The following is a 17,991-nucleotide window of genomic DNA, read 5'->3' on the forward strand; positions in this document are numbered from 1 at the left end:
CTCTCCATCGAATTTCTCGGCCGCAAGCGCAGTAGGTCGCGCTGCTGGTAAGGCGGCAGTATAGTGGCTCGCGGGCTGATAAACAGTTTTACACATTCTTGCTGAATATTTTGTGAACAACTGTTGCTCGTCACAGCACCGTAACAATCGCCGAATAGCCTGCGGAGTATTTCAGGGAAGTTGCCATGCACGATGCGCCCGCCTTCACCGCTGTGCTGTTCGGCCTGCGTGGCTGCCTGGTCCAAGCCGCCAGCGGCAGCCCGTTGCCCGCACCCGGCGCCCTCGACACCCTGGCCGGCCTGCGACGCCAGCAAGTGCCCTGCATCTGGCTGGACGACCTGAGCGGCGTACAGGGTAAACGCCTGGCCAGCGTACTGCCCGACTGGCTGCCAGGGCATGCGGTCAATGGCGTGCAGTGGCCGGCGCCAAATGCCTGCTGGCAAGCCCTGATGGCCCTCGACAGCCAACGCCTGGAAGGTTGCGTGCTGGTCAGTGGCGAGCCGCGCCTGCTGCAGTCGGGCCTCAATGCTGGCCTGTGGACCGTTGGCCTGGCCGCCTGCAGCCCTTCCTGCGACCTGGGCTCCCAGCAATGGCAAGCGATGAGTCAGCAGCAACAGGAACTTGCCCGCGGTAAGGCCACCCTCGAACTGTTCCGCCTGGGGGTGCATTCAGTGATCGACCACCTCGAAGCGCTCGACACCTGCCTGCTGGACATCGCCCAGCGGCGGCGCAAGGGTGAAAAACCCTGACGCAGCAGCCTTGATGCGGATCATGCAAAGCGTCGGCGAGTGGATTACCCTAGGAAGCAGGCGCGAACCTTTGCCGCTTCGCTGAGGTCCATGCCTTGCCAAGCCATTGATGGAGAACAACCAATGCCTGCCCGCGAACTGCAAGAGCGTTTGAATAGCCTGCGCGAGCAACTGGATCGAAACGTGCCGCTTTCGGAAGAGGAACTGGCCGCGCTGCATGAGGAGGCCAGACAGATCGAGGCGCAACTGAAGCTTGAGGAAGCCACGCCAGACAACAACCTGGTGGATGGTGTGAACCTGGCCATCGAACGCTTCGAGGCCGATCACCCGGACCTCACCGCCACATTGCGCAGCATCGCCAACTCGCTGCACAGCATGGGAATCTGAACGAGCAAGGGCGCTGTGGGAGCGGGTAAAACCGCCCCACAGGCGCCTGTAGCCTGCTTTACTGACGGACCAGGCGCAGGTTCTCAGCGCTGATCGCACCGGTGCTGCGGTACGGGTTGATATCCAGCCCCCCGCGGCGCACATAACGGGCATACACCGTCAAATACTCCGGCTGCAGCAGGTTCTTCAGGTCCAGGTAGATGCGCTCCACGCACTGCTCGTGGAAGTCGGCATGCTGACGGAAGCTGATCAGGTAGGTCAGCAGGCTGGCATGATCCAGCGCCCTGCCCTTGTACGCGACCACCACACTCCCCCAGTCCGGCTGGCCGGTAACCGGGCAGTTGGATTTGAGCAGGTGGCTGTGGAGGGTTTCTTCCACCACGCGCTCGGGGTTGCAGCGCAGCAATTCTGGCTGGGGCTGTTCGTAATTGCTGATGGCAACATCCAGCGCATCGATGCACAGCCCCGGCAGCGCCACCACGCCCTGAGCCTCGACCTCTGCCAGGGTGCGCACCTGCACCTTCACAGGCTTGCCAGCAGCGGCCGACAGGTCCTTTTCCAGGCACGCCTGCAGCTCGCCAAGCGTGGCGAACACCGTCTGGTTCAGAGAGTTGAGGTAGAGCTTGAACGACTTGGACTCGATGATGTTCGGCGAGTCGGCGGGAATGGCGAACTCACCGATGGCCACCACTGGCTTGCCCGACGGCAACAACCACGAGAGCTCGAAGCAGTTCCAGTAGTCCACGCCCTGCCACGGCAGGGTCTGGGCCGTCACGCCCAGCTCGGCCCACTTGGCCGTGCGCGGGATCGGAAACAACAGCGAAGGCGTGTACGTGGCAATGTATTCGCTGGACTTGCCCAGCGGAGAGTGTTCGGCGGCGGGATGCATGAAAACTGACCTGAAGGTTCGGGAATGCCCTTAGTCTACCGGTTTTGCACCCCACCTTGGAGCGCAAGTCACTCGATGGTCAACGCCCCGACCATACCGGCCTGGTAATGCCCAGGCACGTTGCAGGCGAATTCGATGGGTGCCGATTTACGGAAGGTCCAGGTCATCTCGGCGCGCTGGCCTGGCTGCACCAGCACCGTATTGCCGCCGTCATGCCCGTGGACACCGTGGTCCATCTGGCCATGCTCCATGCCCTCGTGGTTCATGCCAGCGGTGAACAGCTTGCCTTGCATGGCAAGCATTTCCTTCTGGTGCTCGGCATGCATGGCCTTGTCACCCAGGTTGAACTCATGGGGCAGCTGCCCTTCGTTGATCAGGACGAAGCGCACCGTCTCACCGGCCTTGACCTGCAGGTCCTTGGGCTCGAAAGCGATGTCCTTGAGCACCACTTCGACGGTGCGGGTGGCCTTGGCGGCCGGGGCCGGCTCACCGAAGGCGAAGCTTTTGCCGCTATCGGCGAGGCTGGGCAGGCTTACCACGGCAAGGGCAGCGGCGATGAACAGATGTTTCATGAAGGCTCCAAAAACGTACTGCGGGATAACGCCACTTTAAAAAGCACTGACTGGCAGGTACCTGACGGCAAGATTACAACTTCGTCAGCTAGGGCGGCGCCCGGGATAGTCACGTATCATTTCAACCTACCGCCGCCGCTGTGATACCGACGCTCCCACAGGGGCCGCGCACCCTCCCGATAAAGTGAATACCGCATGAAACTGCTGATCGTCGAAGACCAGGCCCGCACCGGCCAATACCTTAGCCAGGGGTTGAGCGAAGCAGGATTTGCCACCGAACTGGCGGCCGATGGCGAAACCGGCCAATACCTGGCCCTGACCGGCGATCACGACCTGCTGATCCTCGATGTCATGCTGCCAGGTCGCGACGGCTGGCAGATCCTCCAGGCGGTGCGCCAGGCCGGCATGGATACCCCCGTGCTGTTCCTCACGGCCCGTGACGCAGTCGAGGACCGTGTGCATGGCCTGGAGCTGGGCGCCGACGATTACCTGGTCAAACCCTTTGCCTTCTCCGAATTGCTCGCCCGGGTCCGCAGCCTGCTGCGCCGTGGCGCCAGCACCAGCCAGGACACCACCTTGGCGCTGGCCGACCTGCGCCTGGACCTGATGCGCCGCCGCGCCGAGCGTGGCGGCCAGCGCATCGACCTGACTGCCAAGGAATTCGCCCTGCTGGAGTTGTTGCTGCGGCGCCAGGGCGAGGTGCTACCCAAGTCGCTGATCGCCTCGCAGGTGTGGGACATGAATTTCGACAGCGATACCAACGTGATCGAAGTCGCCATCCGCCGCCTGCGCCTGAAGATCGACGACCCTCACCCCAACAAGCTGATCCACACCGTGCGGGGCATGGGCTATGTGCTCGAGGAGCGCCACGACTGATGCGCAGGCTCTCCCTCAGCGGCCGCCTGGCCCTGCTGTTCGCGGCCTGTACCGCCGCCGTTTCGCTGGGTGCCGGGCTATTGTTCAACCACGCCAGCGAGCAACACTTCATCGAGCTGGACCAACAACTGCTCGAGTCGCGCCTGTCGTTGCTGCGCACCCAGCTGTCGGGCCTTGAACACCACGCGGACCTTGAGGCACGGCTGCCCGCATTGCACACCGAGCTCAGCCATCAGGCCGACCTGGCCCTGCGCATCACTGGCAGTGACGGCAACCTTTGGTACGCCAGCCGTGATGCATTGCCCGAGGCACCCGCCGCCCTGGGCTTGGCCACGGTGCATGGCAACGGCATCGACTACCGCAGCCTCGCCGTGCAACTGAACAGTGAGGCCCGCCTGACCCTGTACCTGGACATCACCCACCACCAGCACTTCCTGCAAGGCATGCAGCGTCTGATCTGGCTGACGGTCGGCCTGTCGGCGCTGGCCACCGCGCTACTCGGCGCCTGGGCCGCGCGCCGCGGGCTGCGCCCTTTGCGGCAGATGGGCCAGGTGGCTGCCAGTGTTTCAGCGCGCTCGCTGACCACGCGCCTGCCAGAGGCGCAAATGCCCGAGGAACTGGCGCAGCTGGCCGGCACCGTCAATGCCATGCTGCAGCGCCTGGACGATGCGTTCCAGCGCCTGTCGGCCTTTTCCGCCGATATCGCCCACGAACTGCGCACGCCTCTGTCTAACCTACTGACCCATACCCAGGTCACCCTCACCCGCCCACGCAGCCTCGAGGAGTACCGCGAGGCGCTGCATGGCAACCTGGAAGAGCTGCAGTGGATGGCACAGATGATCAACGACATGCTGTTCCTGGCCAAGGCCGACCACGGGCTGCTGGTGCCAGGCCAGGTGACGCTGGCGCTGCATGAAGAGGTGGATGCGTTGCTGGAGTATTACGCGCCACTGGCCGAGGACAGCGCAGTGCAGATGCTGCGCGAGGGTGAGGCAACGCTGCAGGGCGACCGGCATATGCTGCGCCGGGCGCTGTCCAACCTGCTCGACAATGCCCTGCGCTTTACCCCGGCAGGCGGGGAGATACGCGTAACGCTGGAACCAGCGGTTCGGATTTGCGTGGCCAATACCGGCACGGCGATCGCGCCGGCGGCACTGCCCCGGCTGTTCGACCGGTTCTATCGCGTGGACCCGGCGCGGCGCGAAGGCAGCAGTGAACATGCGGGGCTGGGTTTGGCGATCACCCGGTCAATCATCCAGGCCCATGGCGGGAGCATTCGGGCGCAGTGCGAGGGTGGCTGGACGCGGTTTGTGATCGAGTTCAGCGAGAATCGTTAGGCCGCCAGGGCTGCTACGCAGCCCCTTTCGCCGGCGTGCCGGCGATGGCGCCCTCAGCAATCACTCAGACCGCAAGCCCAATCGCCGGCTGCACCTGGGAAGCCCGGTACGCCGGGTAGATGGTCGCCAGGAAGCTCATCACCAACCCGGCCGCGCAGATGATCACCACATCGCCCCATTGCAGCTCGGACGGCAGGCTGCTGATGAAGTACACATCCGAGGTGAAGATGTGCTGCCCGCTCACCCGTTCCAGCCAACCGACGATCTGGCTGACGTTGAACGCGGCTATCACCCCAAGCACGCCACCGATCAAGGTCCCGACGATGCCGATCAGGCTGCCCTGGACCATGAAAGTGCCCATGATCTGTGCTGGCGTGGCACCCAAGGTACGCAGAATGGCGATATCCGGCCCCTTGTCGTTCACCACCATCACCAAGGTGGCGATGATGTTGAAAGCCGCCACGGCGATGATCATCAGCAGCAGCAGGCCGATCATGGTCTTTTCCATCTTCATGGCACTGAACAGGCTGCCCTGGGTATGCGACCAGTCATCGGCGCGGTAGGCATCACCCAGACCGGCAGCGATGGCCTTGGACACCTGCGGCGCGGCATACAGGTCATGCAGCTTCAACCGCACCCCCTGCACCTGGCCTGGCGCCCAGCGTTGCATCTCGCCGGCGTCGGCCACGTGCATGTAGGCCTGCGACCCATCCAGCTCGGCGCCCACCTTGAAGATGCCGACCACCGTCAGGCGCTGCATGCGCGGGGTGATCCCGCCTGGCTCCTTGCTGATTTCCGGCACGATCAAGGTCAGCTTGTCGCCGGTATTGAGGCGGAAGCGGCGTGCGGTCAACTCGCCGATGACCACGCCGTACTCACCCGGTTGCAGGTCCTGCAGACGCCCCTGCACGATGTGCTGGCCGACGATCGAGACCTTGCCCTCCTCGGCAGGGTCGATACCGCTCACCTGGATCGGCTGCATCGCGCCCTTGTAAGAGAGCATGCCTTCCATCTCGGTGATCGGCGCCGCCGCCATCACCGCCGGGTTTTGCAGCGCAGCATCAGCCGCCTGGTGCCAGTCGTCCAGGGGTTGCACGCCCAGAATACTGGCATGCGGTACCAGGCCAAGGATGCGCGAGCTCATTTCGCGCTGGAAGCCATTCATCACCGAAAGCACCACAATCATCGCCAGCACGCCCAGGGACAGGCCGATCATCGAGGTCATCGAGATGAACGAGATGAAATGGTTGCGGCGCTTGGCACGGGTGTAGCGCGCACCGATGAACAAGGGCAAGGGTCTGAACATGTAAAACACCCAATGAAAGAGTTGCGGGGCGGCTCAGGCCACCCCGTGCAAGCGGCTCAGATCGCCACCAGGTGACCGTCGTCGAGTTTCAGTACCCGGTCCATCTGGCGCGCCAGGTTGAGGTCGTGGGTCACCACCAGGAACGCAGTACGCGAAGCGCTGGACAGCTCCTGCATCAGCTCCTGGATGCCCTGGGCGGTGTGGTGGTCGAGGTTGCCGGTAGGTTCGTCGAGCATCACCAGGCCCGGACGGTTGACCAGAGCACGGGCGATGGCCACGCGCTGGCGCTCGCCCCCGGACAGCTCAGCCGGCTTGTGGTGCAGGCGGTGGCCCAGGCCAACGCGCTTGAGCAGTGCTTCGGCACGTTCACGGGCCTCGGGGATTGCGGTGCGGCCGATCAACAGCGGCATGCACACGTTCTCCATGGCGGTGAACTCCGGCAGCAGGTGGTGGAACTGATAGACGAAGCCCAGCTCACGGTTGCGCAACAGGCCGCGGGCGCGCTCGCCCAGCGCCGACAATTCTTCGCCGGCCAGCCACACGCTGCCCTGGGTTGGCCGGTCGAGGCCGCCCAGCAGGTTGAGCAAGGTACTCTTGCCCGAGCCCGAACTGCCGACAATGGCCACCCGCTCACCGGCGTGCAGCTCGAGGTTGAGCCCGGACAGCACCTGCACCGACTCCGGGCCCTCGTCGTAGGACTTGCCCAGGTTGCGGCAACTCAGAACGGCTTTATCACTCATGCGCGACTCACTCATAACGTAGCGCCTCTGCAGGCTGGGTGCGGGCAGCACGCCAGGCCGGGTACAGGGTGGCGAAGAAACTCAGGACCAGCGCCGCACCGCAGACCATGTACACGTCCTGGGCCTGGATCTGCGACGGCAGGTAATCGATGAAATACACGTCGGCGTTGAGGAACTTGTGCCCGATCAGCTTCTCGATGCCGGCGATCACCGCACTGACATTGAGCGCGGCAACGATCCCGACGCCAGCGCCGATCAAGGTACCGATGACCCCGATGACCGTGCCCTGGACCATGAAGATGGCCATGATCTGCCCGGGCGTGGCGCCCAGGGTGCGCAGGATGGCGATGTCCCCGCGCTTGTCGTTGACCACCATCACCAGGGTGGAAATGATGTTGAACGCCGCCACCGCGACAATCAGCAGCAGCAGCAGGCCGATCATGGCCTTCTCCATGCGGATCGCCTGGTACAGGTTGCCGTGGGTGCGGGTCCAGTCGCGGCTGTAGTACTCCTGCTCGCCCAACTGCTGGGCGATGTTCCAGGCCACCCGTGGCGCCTGGAACAGGTCGTCGAACTTCAGGCGCAGGCCTTGTACCTGGTCGGGCTTCCAGCGGTGCAGACGGGACAGGTCGGTGATGTTGGTAAGGCCCAGGTAACCGTCGATCTCGCCGGCGCCAACGTGGAAGGTGCCGACCACGGTGAAGCGCTTCATGCGCGGGAACATCCCGGCCGGGGTCACGCTGACCTCCGGGGCGACGAACGTCAGCTTGTCACCAACAGCCACACCCAGTTTGGCGGCGGCCTTGTCGCCGATCATTATGCCCCACTCGCCCGGCGCCAACTGGTCGAGCCGGCCTTGCTGGATGAAGTTGTCGATGATCGACACGTCATGCTCGCGCGCCGGGTCGATGCCGTTGAGCAGCACCTTCTGCACCTTGCCGTCGTGGGTCAGCAGGCCCTGCATCTGGGTGTAGGGCGCAACCGCCAGCACCTGCGGATTCTGCTTTACTTGTTGGGCAAGGGCAGGCCAGTCGTTGATCGGCTGGCCGCTCTCCAGCGTGGCATGCGGGATCATGCCCAGCACGCGGGTACGCATCTCGTGGTCGAAACCGTTCATTACCGAGAGCACCACGATCATGACCACCACGCCCAGGGCGAGGCCGATCATCGAGGTCAGGGAAATGAACGAGACGAAGTGATTACGGCGCTTGGCACGGGTGTAACGCGTACCGATGAATGCGAAAAGAGGTCTGAACATGTCGGGGCTTGTTCGGATGAAAGGGAACGTCCTTGTGGCGAGGCGCCTGTGGCGGCTTTACACTCGGACCACCGCCGCTACCATGGGTTCGCCATGACGACATTAGACGAAGAAGATCGCCGCGAATACTACCGCATCGAAGATCGGATCGCACTGGAAATCAGCCCTTTGAGCGCGGCCGAAGCCCTTGAGCCAGAACTGTTGCAGGATGATTCACCGCTGTTCAACCTGCTCAGCGAGCTGCACCTGTCGGACTTCGAGTCACAGCACCTGCTGCGCCAGCTCAGCGACAAGGACCGTACCCTGGCCGCTTTCCTGCGGGCGCAGAACAAACGCCTGGACCTGCTCAGCGCCGTGGTCGCGCAGACACTGATCGGCGAGATCGGCCAACCACAGCGGGTGATCATTTCCGAAGGGGGCATCGAGTTCGCGCAACAGCAGCAGATAACCCCTGGCACGCGGGTGAAGGTGAAGATGGTACTGATGCCCCGCGCCCACGGCCTGCTGCTGCGGGGCAAAGTCACCCACTGCGACCCGCGCGCGGAAGGCGGCTTCGAGGTCGGCACCGAATTCACCGACATGACCGACGCCCAGCGCCAACTGCTGGCCCGCTACATCCTGCAGCGCCAACAGCAGCAACGGCGCCAGCAGCTGGAACAGAACGACCCCGCCTCCTGAGCCTTTTCATATTTGACCTGAAGGAACGAACGTGACCCTCATCTACGGCCATCGCGGCGCCAAGGGCGAAGCGCCCGAGAACACCCTGCACAGCTTCCGTCAGTGCCTGTCCCACGGCGTCAACCGCTGTGAACTGGACCTGCACCTGTCGGCCGACAACGAGCTGATGGTGATCCACGACCCCACCCTCAAGCGCACCACCGGCCGCCGCGGCAAGGTGGTCGAGCACCCGGCGGCCGACCTGGTCACCATCGACGCCCGCAAGGGCGGCCCAGGCCATGTGCAGCCCTGCCCTATCCCACGGTTGGAAGAATTGTTCGAAAAATGCCCCTTCGAGCATTGGCAGCTGGAGGTCAAGAGCGCCTCGCGCACCCGCGCCGCCACCACCGTGCTGGCCATCCGCGAGCTGGCCCAGCAGTACGGCCTGCTGGACAAGGTGACCATCACCTCCAGCTCACGAGAGGTACTGGGTGCCGCGCAGGAACTGGTGCCGGATGTGAAGCGCGGGCTGGTCGCCGAATATGCCTGGCTCGACCCGCTGAAGGTCGCGCAGAACTACGGCTGCGAGCTGCTGGCGTTGAACTGGACGCTGTGCACCCCGGAGCGCCTGCTCAAAGCGCAGGGCCAGGGCTTGCACGTCTCGGTGTGGACAGTCAACGAACCGGCACTGATGCGCCGGCTCGCTGACTTTGGCGTGGACAGCCTGATTACAGACTTTCCCGGTTTGGCCAAGACCACCCTCGGGTAGGGCTGAAATCGGTCTCCCCGACCGGCTCAGGCCACCGGCCGGAGCCGGTCAAAAAAGCCGGTTCAGGCCGTCGTAGGCAGCTACCCGATAGGCTTCGGCCATGGTCGGGTAGTTGAACGTGGTGTTGACGAAGTACTTCAGGTTATTCAACTCGCCCGGCTGGTTCATGATCGCCTGGCCGATGTGGACGATTTCCGAAGCCTGGTAGCCGAAGCAATGCACGCCGAGGATTTCCAGGGTCTCGCGGTGGAACAGAATCTTCAGCATGCCCTGCGGCTCACCGGCGATCTGCGCACGCGCCATGCTCTTGAAGAAGGCCTTGCCCACTTCGTAAGGCACCTTGGCCTGGGTCAGCTCTTGCTCGTTCTTACCGATCGAGCTGATCTCCGGGATGGTGTAGATGCCGGTCGGCACGTCGTTGACGAAGCGCCAGCTGCCGTTGTCGACGATGCTGCCCGCCGCCGAACGGCCCTGGTCGTGAGCGGCACTGGCCAGGCTCGGCCAGCCGATCACGTCACCGGCACCGTAGATGTTCGGCACGCTGGTACGGTAGGCCTCATCGACTTCGATCTGGCCTCGGCTGTTGACCTTGATGCCGATGTTTTCCAGGCCCAGCTTGTCGGTGTTGCCGGTACGGCCGTTGCACCACAGCAAGGCGTCGGCCTTGATCTTCTTGCCCGACTTCAGGTGCAGGATCACACCATTGTCCAGGCCCTCGACCCGCTCGTACTCCTCGTTGTGGCGCACGGTGATGTTGTTGTTGCTGAAGTGATAGCTCAGCGCCTGGGAGATTTCCGAATCCAGGAAGCTCAGCAACTGGCCGCGGTTGTCGACCAGTTCGACCAGCACACCCAGCCCGCTGAAGATCGAGGCGTATTCGCAACCGATAACGCCGGCACCGTACACGATCAGCTTGCGCGGGGTGTGGCTGAGGCTGAGGATGGTGTCGCTGTCGTAGACACGCGGGTGGTGGAAGTCGATGTCGGCCGGGCGGTAGGGGCGCGAGCCGGTGGCGATGATGATGTGCTTGGCGTTGAGCTTTTCCACCACACCGTTGGGGCAAACCACCTCGACGGTTTGCTCGTCGGCGAAGCTGCCGGTGCCGACGAACACATCGACACGGTTACGGGCGTAGTAGCCGGTGCGCGAGGCGACCTGCTTGGCGATCACCTTCTCGGCGCTCTTGAGCACGTCAGGGAAAGAGAACCAGCGCGGCTCACCGATGGCACGGAACATCGGGTTGGTGTTGAACTGCATGATCTGCCGCACCGAGTGACGCAGTGCCTTGGACGGGATGGTGCCCAGGTGGGTGCAGTTGCCACCGACCTGGCGACGGCTGTCGACCATCGCCACCTTGCGCCCTGCTTTGGCGGCGTTCATTGCCGCACCTTCTCCGGCCGGGCCGGAACCCAACACCACTACGTCGTAGTTGTAGACAGCCATGCGTACTCCTTCAGAACTGGCCCGCTGGCCACGGTCGCCGCGGGACTCGATCATGCCGCCAGCGGCGCCATGAGAAAATTCGGGTGCAGTCTAATCAAGCGTGAACGCCGCGCACATTAACCCTTGGTCGCGTCGTAGGCCAATTTTGCCTGCACTACATGTCATTCACCGGCTCCCTGGCGGCAATCATCCCTGCTTGCGCTTTCACTCGCCTTTCACCGCCCGTTCGAATGCGGGCGTAGGTCGGGAGACGAAACCACCCTCTGCCCGAGTCACCAGAACGGCGGCCAGATCATGGGCCACGGCAAAGTCCCAGCCACGTTCTGGCCCAAGGATCAGCAGCAGTGTCGAATAGCCGTCGGCCAGCAGCGCCGAGGCATCGAGCACGGTCACCGCAGCCAGGTCATGCGCGACCGGGCGCCCGAGACGGGCATCGAAGGTATGCGAATAGCGCCGGCCATTCTCCTCGAAATAGTGGCGATAGTCACCCGAGGTCGACACCCCCAGGCCATTGACCGGGAAGATCTGGCGAGCGATCTGGCGGTCTTCGCGGGGTAATTCGAGGGCGATACGCCAGGGGCTACCATCGGGCTTGCGGCCAATGGCCTTGAGCTCCCCGGTAACTTCGGCGACGAAACTGACCACGCCCATGGCGCGCAGGCGCTCGGCAATCAGGTCGACGGCGTGGCCGGCAGCAATGCTGTTGAAGTCCAGTTGCACCGGGGCGTCCTTGCACAAGGCCTGGCCTTCGATGCGCAGATGCTGATAACCCACCCGCTGGTGGGCCTGGGCCAGCTCTTGCGGGTCGGGAACCTGCTCGTGGCGGGCCTGAGGGCCGAAACCCCACAGGTCCAGCAGCGGTTCGACGGTAAGGTCGAAGGCACCATTGCTCTGCTCGGCCAAGTGCTGGCCTAGAGTGACCAATGCGAGCATGTCGGCCGGCAGGGTCAGGCACCGGTTGGCGGGCAACTGGTTGAACTGGCTGACAGTGGAGTCGCCGCGGTAGGTGGAGTAGTGCCGGTCGACCTCGTGCAGGATGGTTTCGACTGCGGCTTGCACCTGGGCAGGTGCGGGGCCGCCCGGTTCGCGGACGTACTGGATGCTGTAGCTGCTGCCCATGGTCGGGCCACCGAAGCGCTCCAGGGTCGGGCCCTGGTGGCAGGCGGTCAGGAGCATCAGAATGAACAGGAGGGCTGTGCGCAAAGGTGGGTTCTCGGTTGTCTGGCCAGGCCCCATCGCCGGCGATGGCCGCCGTACAGACACAGTAGATGCCAGATCGGTTCATCAGGCCAAAAAAAACGGGAACCCGAAGGTTCCCGTTTTTTCATTGCCTTACAAGCGGATCAGCGCGGAAACGCAGGCGGGTTCACACCGGCCATCTCTTCCATCACACGAACCACCTGGCAGCTGTAACCGAACTCGTTGTCGTACCAGACGTACAGAACAACGCGGTTGTCGTTGCAGATGGTGGCTTCGGCATCGACCACACCGGCGTGGCGCGAGCCAACGAAGTCGGTGGACACCACTTCCTGCGAGCTGACGTAGTCGATCTGCTTGTGCAGTTCCGAGTGCATGGCGATCTGGCGCAGGTACTCGTTCAGCTCTTCGCGGTTGGTGGCCTTCTCAAGGTTCAGGTTGAGGATGGCCATCGACACGTTAGGCGTCGGAACGCGAATGGCGTTGCCGGTCAGCTTGCCCTTGAGCACTGGCAGCGCCTTGGCGGCGGCAGTGGCAGCACCGGTTTCGGTGATGACCATGTTCAGCGGCGCGGCGCGACCACGGCGGCTGCCCTTGTGGAAGTTGTCGATCAGGTTCTGGTCGTTGGTGAACGAGTGAACGGTTTCGACGTGGCCGTTGACGATGCCGTACTGGTCGTTGATGGCCTTGAGCACCGGCACAATGGCGTTGGTGGTGCAGGAAGCCGCCGAGATGATCTTGTCATCGGCAGCGATGTCGCCGTGGTTGATGCCGTGCACGATGTTCTTCAGCGCGCCCTTGCCAGGTGCGGTGAGGATCACGCGAGCAGCGCCTGGGCAGGCCAGGTGCTGGCCCAGACCGTCAGCGTCACGCCATACGCCGGTGTTGTCGACGATCAGCGCGTTGTCGATGCCGTACTGGGTGTAGTCGACTTCGCTCGGGCTCTTGGCGTAGATGACCTGGATCAGGTTGCCGTTGGCGGTGATGGTGTTGTTGGCTTCATCGATGGTGATGGTGCCATCGAACGGGCCGTGCACCGAGTCACGGCGCAGCAGGCTGGCGCGCTTGACCAGGTCGTTCTCGGCGCCCTTGCGCACGACGATGGCACGCAGGCGCAGGCCGTCGCCACCACCGGTCTTCTCGATCAGGATGCGCGCCAGCAGGCGGCCGATACGACCGAAGCCGTACAGGACAACGTCGGTGCCCTTGCGCGCCGAGGCGTTCTGCTGACCAACCACGTCGGCCAGCTCTTCACGCACGAACTGCTCGGCGCTGCGGCCGTTGCCTTCCTGCTTGAACTTGTTGGCCAGCTTGCCCAGGTCGACCGAAGCGGCGCCCAGTTTCAGCTCGCTCATGGCCTTGAGCAGGGGGAATGTCTCGTGGACGGACAGTTCGGTTTCGTCGGCTTGACGGTGACGCGCAAAGCGGTGGGCCTTGAGGATCGAGATAACCGAACGGTTGATCAGGCTGCGGCCATAGATCGAGCTCACCACGTTGTTGTTGCGGTAGAGCTGACCGATAAGCGGGATCATCGCTTCAGCCAGAGCTTCACGATCGATCCACTCACCAAGACACTGGTCGGGCTTCTGAGTCACGGGAACCTTCCACATGTAGGGGGAGAAAAAAGGGGCTACATTATGACGCCCTAACGCGTAACCGGCAATGAGCGCCTGTCGCAGCAGCCAAAGCCCGTGCTCATGCCCTTTCCGAGCCTGACAGCACGCACCGGCGCCGGTACAATCGGTGTCTTTGCCGCAACGCTTGGAGTGCAATCTCCCGTGTCAGTTCTGCGCCTACCGCAACTGTCGGCCACGGCCGGCAAACAAACCTGGGGCAACCTGCCAGGTGCCGCCCTCAGCCTTGCCATCGCCGAAGCGGCCAGCAGCGCGGGCCGCTTTACCCTGCTGCTGACGGCCGACAGCCAGGCTGCCGACCGTCTGGAGCAGGAGCTGCGCTTCTTCGCCCCAGACCTGCCGGTGCTGCCGTTCCCGGATTGGGAGACGCTGCCCTACGACCTGTTCTCGCCACACCAGGACATCATCTCCCAGCGCATTGCCAGCCTCTACCGGCTGCCGGAGCTGAGCCATGGCATCCTCGTGGTGCCGATCACCACCGCCCTGCACCGCCTGGCGCCAACGCGCTTTCTGCTCGGCAGCAGCCTGGTACTGGATGTAGGCCAGACCATCGATGTGGAGCAGATGCGCTCGCGCCTGGAGGCCAGCGGTTACCGCTGCGTCGACACGGTCTACGAGCATGGCGAGTTTGCCGTGCGCGGCGCGCTGATCGACCTGTTCCCGATGGGCAGCAAGCTGCCTTACCGTATCGACCTGTTCGACGACGAGATCGAGACCCTGCGCACCTTCGACCCGGAGACACAGCGCTCGATCGACAAGGTCGATTCGATCCGCCTGCTGCCGGCGCGCGAGTTCCCCATGCAGAAGGAAGAGGTGACGCGCTTCAAGGCCCGCTTCCGCGAACGTTTCGACGTCGACTTCCGCCGCAGCGCCATCTTCCAGGACCTGGCGAGCGGTATCATCCCCGCCGGTATCGAGTATTACCTGCCGTTGTTCTTCGAAGAAACCTCGACCCTGTTCGACTACCTGCCAAGCGATACCCAGGTGTTCTCGCTGCCGGGCGTCGAGCAGGCCGCCGAGCACTTCTGGAACGACGTGCGCGGGCGCTATGAAGACCGCCGCGGCGACCTCACCCGCCCACTGCTGCCGCCGGCCGAACTGTTCCTGCCTGTGGAAGACTGCTTTGCCCAGCTCAAACAGTGGCCACGGGTCGTGGTCAGCGCTGAGGCCCTGGACGCTGGGGCAGGCCGCGAACGCTTCCCCGCCCGCGCCCTGCCCAACCTGGCTATCGAAGCCAAGGCCAACCAGCCGCTGGCGGCGTTGTCCGAGTTCCTCGACCAGTTCAGCGGCCGCGTGCTGTTCACCGCCGAATCGGCGGGCCGTCGCGAGGTCCTGCTGGAGCTGCTTGAACGCCTCAAGCTGAGGCCCCAGACCGTTGACGGCTGGACTGACTTCGTCACCGGCAAGGAGCGCCTGGCAATCACCATCGCCCCGCTCGACGAAGGCCTGCTGCTGGACGACCCGGCCATTGCCCTGGTCGCCGAAAGCCCGCTGTTCGGCCAACGTGTGATGCAACGCCGACGCCGCGACAAGCGCGGCGAAGCAGCCAACGACGCGGTCATCAAGAACCTCACCGAGTTGCGCGAGGGTGCGCCCGTGGTGCACATCGACCACGGGGTGGGCCGCTACCTGGGCCTGGCCACTCTGGAAATCGACGGCCAGGCCGCCGAGTTCCTGACGTTGGAATACGCCGAGGGTGCCAAGCTCTACGTACCCGTGGCCAACCTGCACCTGATCGCCCGCTATACCGGCAGCGACGACGCCTTGGCACCGCTGCACCGGCTGGGTTCCGAAGCCTGGCAGAAGGCCAAGCGCAAGGCCGCCGAACAGGTCCGCGACGTGGCGGCCGAACTGCTGGACATCTACGCCCGTCGCGCCGCCCGCAAAGGCTACGCCTTCGCCGACCCAGCTGCCGATTACGCCACCTTCAGTGCTGGCTTCCCGTTCGAAGAAACACCCGACCAGCAGAACGCCATCGAAGCGGTGCGTGCCGACATGCTCGCCGCCAAGCCGATGGACCGCCTGGTGTGCGGCGACGTCGGCTTTGGCAAGACCGAGGTGGCCATGCGCGCCGCCTTCATTGCCGTGCACAGCGGCCGCCAGGTGGCAGTGCTGGTGCCCACCACCCTGCTCGCCCAACAGCATTACAACAGCTTCCGCGACCGCTTCGCCGACTGGCCGGTGACCGTGGAGGTGATGAGCCGCTTCAAGTCCGCCAAAGAAGTGGCCGCCGCTGCCGCTGACCTGGCCGAAGGCAAGATCGACATCCTCATCGGCACCCACAAGCTGCTGCAGGACGATGTGCGCTTCAAAGACCTGGGCCTGGTGGTCATCGACGAAGAACACCGTTTTGGCGTGCGCCAGAAGGAGCAGCTCAAGGCGCTGCGCAGCGAGGTGGACATCCTCACCCTGACCGCCACGCCGATCCCGCGCACCTTGAACATGGCCGTCGCCGGCATGCGCGACCTGTCGATCATTGCCACGCCGCCGGCGCGGCGCCTGTCGGTACGCACCTTCGTCATGGAACAGAACAACAGCACGGTGAAGGAAGCCCTGCTGCGTGAACTGCTGCGTGGCGGCCAGGTGTACTACTTGCACAACGACGTGAAAACCATCGAGAAGTGCGCCGCAGACCTCGCCGAGCTGGTTCCCGAGGCGCGTATCGGCATCGGCCACGGGCAGATGCGCGAGCGCGAGCTTGAGCAGGTGATGAGCGACTTCTATCACAAGCGCTTCAACGTGCTGATCGCCTCGACGATCATCGAGACCGGCATCGACGTGCCCAGCGCCAACACCATCGTCATCGAGCGCGCCGACAAGTTCGGCCTGGCCCAGTTGCACCAGCTGCGCGGCCGGGTCGGCCGCAGCCACCACCAGGCCTACGCCTACCTGCTGACCCCGGCACGGCAAAAGGTCAGTGCCGATGCCGAGAAGCGCCTGGAAGCCATCGCCAACACCCAGGACCTTGGCGCCGGCTTCGTGCTGGCCACCAACGACCTGGAGATCCGCGGTGCCGGCGAACTGCTCGGTGAGGGCCAGAGCGGGCAGATCCAGGCAGTAGGCTTCACCCTCTACATGGAAATGCTCGAGCGCGCGGTCAAGGCCATCCGCAAGGGCACCCAGCCAAACCTGGAGCAACCGCTCGGCGGCGGCCCGGAGATCAACCTGCGCCTGCCGGCGTTGATCCCCGAGGATTACCTGCCCGACGTGCACGCGCGCCTGATCCTCTACAAGCGCATCGCCTCTGCGGCCGACGAAGAAGGCCTCAAGGACCTGCAGGTAGAAATGATCGACCGCTTCGGCCTGTTGCCCGAGCCGACCAAAAACCTGATGCGCCTGACCCAGCTCAAGCTGCAGGCGGAAAAGCTCGGCATCAAGAAAGTCGACGCTGGCCCCAACGGCGGCAAGCTCGAGTTCGAGGCCGAGACCCCGGTCGACCCGCTGACCCTGATCAAGCTGATTCAGGGCCAGCCCAAACGCTACAAGTTCGAAGGCGCAACCCAGTTCCGCTTCCTGGTGCCGATGGAGCGCCCCGACGAACGCTTCAACACCCTGGAGGCGCTGTTCGAGCGCCTGACCCCACAGACCGCCTAAGGAAGCCCCATGCGTGCCATTCGTTGCCTGACCTTGCTGCTTGCGCTGTTCGCGCCGGCTGCCTTCGCCGAAGGCTTGTATCAGGTGGAAATGCTCCTCGTACGGCAAAACACTGTGCCCGCCTTTACCAGCCCGTTTGCACCTGAGGACTGGAGCGCCGGCGCCCCGCGCCTGGACAAAGGCGCCGAGCGCCCACTGGCACTGGACGATGAAGCCACCCGCCTGCAGGCCACCGCCGACTACACCGTGCTGCTGCACAAAGCCTGGCAGCAACAGGTTGGCAGCCAGCCCAGCCGCATCGCCCTGGGCGCAGGCGAGGAGCAGTTCGGCCACTTCCCGATCGAGGGCAACCTCAGCATCACGGAGGGTCGCTTCATCGCCGTGGAAGCCAACTTCTGGGTCAACCAGCTCGACGGCAACGGCAGCGTGCTGCAAAGCGAGCAGTTCAAGCAGAGCAACAGCACCATGAAGGGCGGCCAACTCACCTTTCTCGACGGTGGGCACCTGGCAGTCCTGCTGAAGGTCACGCCTGCGGGCGCGCCGAAGATACCGGTGATGACCCCGGAAATGATGGAGCAGTGAC

16 protein-coding genes are annotated in these 17,991 nt (G+C 64.0%); 8 read left to right on the forward strand and 8 right to left on the reverse strand.

Annotated elements, in window-relative coordinates:
• Positions 1-185: 185 nt before the first annotated feature.
• Positions 186-749: a hypothetical protein gene (locus APH34_RS22950; protein WP_054903078.1), complete on the forward strand. Its 564-nt coding sequence runs from the start codon at positions 186-188 to the stop codon at positions 747-749.
• Between the two features lie 123 nt (positions 750-872).
• The gene (locus APH34_RS22955; protein ID WP_003248815.1) at positions 873-1,136 is read left to right on the forward strand and encodes a DUF4404 family protein; all 264 of its coding nucleotides are present in this window, start codon (positions 873-875) and stop codon (positions 1,134-1,136) included.
• Positions 1,137-1,194: 58 nt separating this feature from the next.
• Here the strand turns inward: APH34_RS22955 and queF are convergent, their stop codons facing one another.
• Together queF and APH34_RS22965 are read right to left on the reverse strand one after the other, a co-directional pair.
• Positions 1,195-2,025: an NADPH-dependent 7-cyano-7-deazaguanine reductase QueF gene (gene queF / locus APH34_RS22960; RefSeq protein ID WP_054903079.1), complete on the reverse strand. Its 831-nt coding sequence runs from the start codon at positions 2,023-2,025 to the stop codon at positions 1,195-1,197.
• Positions 2,026-2,093: 68 nt separating this feature from the next.
• On the reverse strand, positions 2,094-2,597 hold the full coding sequence (locus tag APH34_RS22965; RefSeq protein ID WP_054903080.1) for a plastocyanin/azurin family copper-binding protein: 504 nt from the start codon (positions 2,595-2,597) through the stop codon (positions 2,094-2,096).
• A 195-nt stretch (positions 2,598-2,792) separates the two neighbouring features.
• Here APH34_RS22965 and cinR point away from each other — a divergent pair, with 195 nt between their 5' ends.
• Positions 2,793-3,473, forward strand: coding sequence for a two-component system response regulator CinR (gene cinR / locus APH34_RS22970; protein ID WP_054903081.1), 681 nt, complete (start codon positions 2,793-2,795; stop codon positions 3,471-3,473).
• Positions 3,473-4,810: a heavy metal sensor histidine kinase gene (locus APH34_RS22975; RefSeq protein ID WP_177337050.1), complete on the forward strand. Its 1,338-nt coding sequence runs from the start codon at positions 3,473-3,475 to the stop codon at positions 4,808-4,810. Before cinR ends, APH34_RS22975 begins: the two co-directional genes overlap by 1 nt.
• 64 nt (positions 4,811-4,874) lie before the next feature.
• On the opposite strand, the gene APH34_RS22980 is transcribed toward APH34_RS22975, so the two are convergent.
• Genes APH34_RS22980 through APH34_RS22990 form a run of 3 tightly spaced genes read right to left on the reverse strand, consistent with a single transcriptional unit; the run spans position 4,875 to position 8,114 of the window.
• Entirely contained in the window at positions 4,875-6,116 is a 1,242-nt protein-coding gene (locus tag APH34_RS22980) for a lipoprotein-releasing ABC transporter permease subunit (protein WP_054903082.1), read from the reverse strand.
• 56 nt (positions 6,117-6,172) lie between these two features.
• Complete coding sequence (gene lolD / locus APH34_RS22985; RefSeq protein WP_176506135.1) at positions 6,173-6,856, reverse strand: lipoprotein-releasing ABC transporter ATP-binding protein LolD; 684 nt, start codon at positions 6,854-6,856, stop codon at positions 6,173-6,175.
• Between the two features lie 7 nt (positions 6,857-6,863).
• Positions 6,864-8,114 carry a lipoprotein-releasing ABC transporter permease subunit gene (locus APH34_RS22990; RefSeq protein ID WP_054903083.1) on the reverse strand — a complete coding sequence of 417 codons (1,251 nt, stop codon included), beginning with the start codon at positions 8,112-8,114 and terminating at the stop codon, positions 6,864-6,866.
• A gap of 93 nt (positions 8,115-8,207) precedes the next feature.
• Between APH34_RS22990 and APH34_RS22995 the strand changes: the two genes are divergently transcribed.
• Both APH34_RS22995 and APH34_RS23000 read left to right on the forward strand, forming a co-directional pair.
• Positions 8,208-8,792, forward strand: a complete 585-nt coding sequence (locus APH34_RS22995; protein WP_054903084.1) for a PilZ domain-containing protein — start codon at positions 8,208-8,210, stop codon at positions 8,790-8,792.
• A 31-nt stretch (positions 8,793-8,823) separates the two neighbouring features.
• Positions 8,824-9,540 (forward strand): glycerophosphodiester phosphodiesterase, encoded by a 717-nt coding sequence (locus tag APH34_RS23000; RefSeq protein ID WP_054903085.1) that lies wholly within the window; start codon positions 8,824-8,826, stop codon positions 9,538-9,540.
• A gap of 48 nt (positions 9,541-9,588) precedes the next feature.
• Here APH34_RS23000 and sthA read toward each other — a convergent pair whose 3' ends face one another.
• From sthA to APH34_RS23015, 3 genes are all read right to left on the reverse strand, one after another.
• Positions 9,589-10,983: a Si-specific NAD(P)(+) transhydrogenase gene (gene sthA, locus APH34_RS23005; RefSeq protein ID WP_054903086.1), complete on the reverse strand. Its 1,395-nt coding sequence runs from the start codon at positions 10,981-10,983 to the stop codon at positions 9,589-9,591.
• Positions 10,984-11,187: 204 nt separating this feature from the next.
• Positions 11,188-12,186, reverse strand: a complete 999-nt coding sequence (locus APH34_RS23010; RefSeq protein ID WP_054903117.1) for an FAD:protein FMN transferase — start codon at positions 12,184-12,186, stop codon at positions 11,188-11,190.
• Between the two features lie 140 nt (positions 12,187-12,326).
• Positions 12,327-13,790 (reverse strand): glyceraldehyde-3-phosphate dehydrogenase, encoded by a 1,464-nt coding sequence (locus APH34_RS23015; protein WP_054903087.1) that lies wholly within the window; start codon positions 13,788-13,790, stop codon positions 12,327-12,329.
• A gap of 168 nt (positions 13,791-13,958) precedes the next feature.
• Here APH34_RS23015 and mfd point away from each other — a divergent pair, with 168 nt between their 5' ends.
• Together mfd and APH34_RS23025 are read left to right on the forward strand one after the other, a co-directional pair.
• Complete coding sequence (mfd, locus tag APH34_RS23020; RefSeq protein ID WP_054903088.1) at positions 13,959-17,408, forward strand: transcription-repair coupling factor; 3,450 nt, start codon at positions 13,959-13,961, stop codon at positions 17,406-17,408.
• Between the two features lie 9 nt (positions 17,409-17,417).
• The gene (locus tag APH34_RS23025) at positions 17,418-17,990 is read left to right on the forward strand and encodes a CsiV family protein (protein ID WP_054903089.1); all 573 of its coding nucleotides are present in this window, start codon (positions 17,418-17,420) and stop codon (positions 17,988-17,990) included.
• The last annotated feature ends 1 nt before the right edge of the window (position 17,991 follow it).

The sequence above is a fragment of the Pseudomonas sp. NBRC 111131 genome, from assembly GCF_001320525.1.
Lineage (GTDB): Bacteria > Pseudomonadota > Gammaproteobacteria > Pseudomonadales > Pseudomonadaceae > Aquipseudomonas > Aquipseudomonas ceruminis.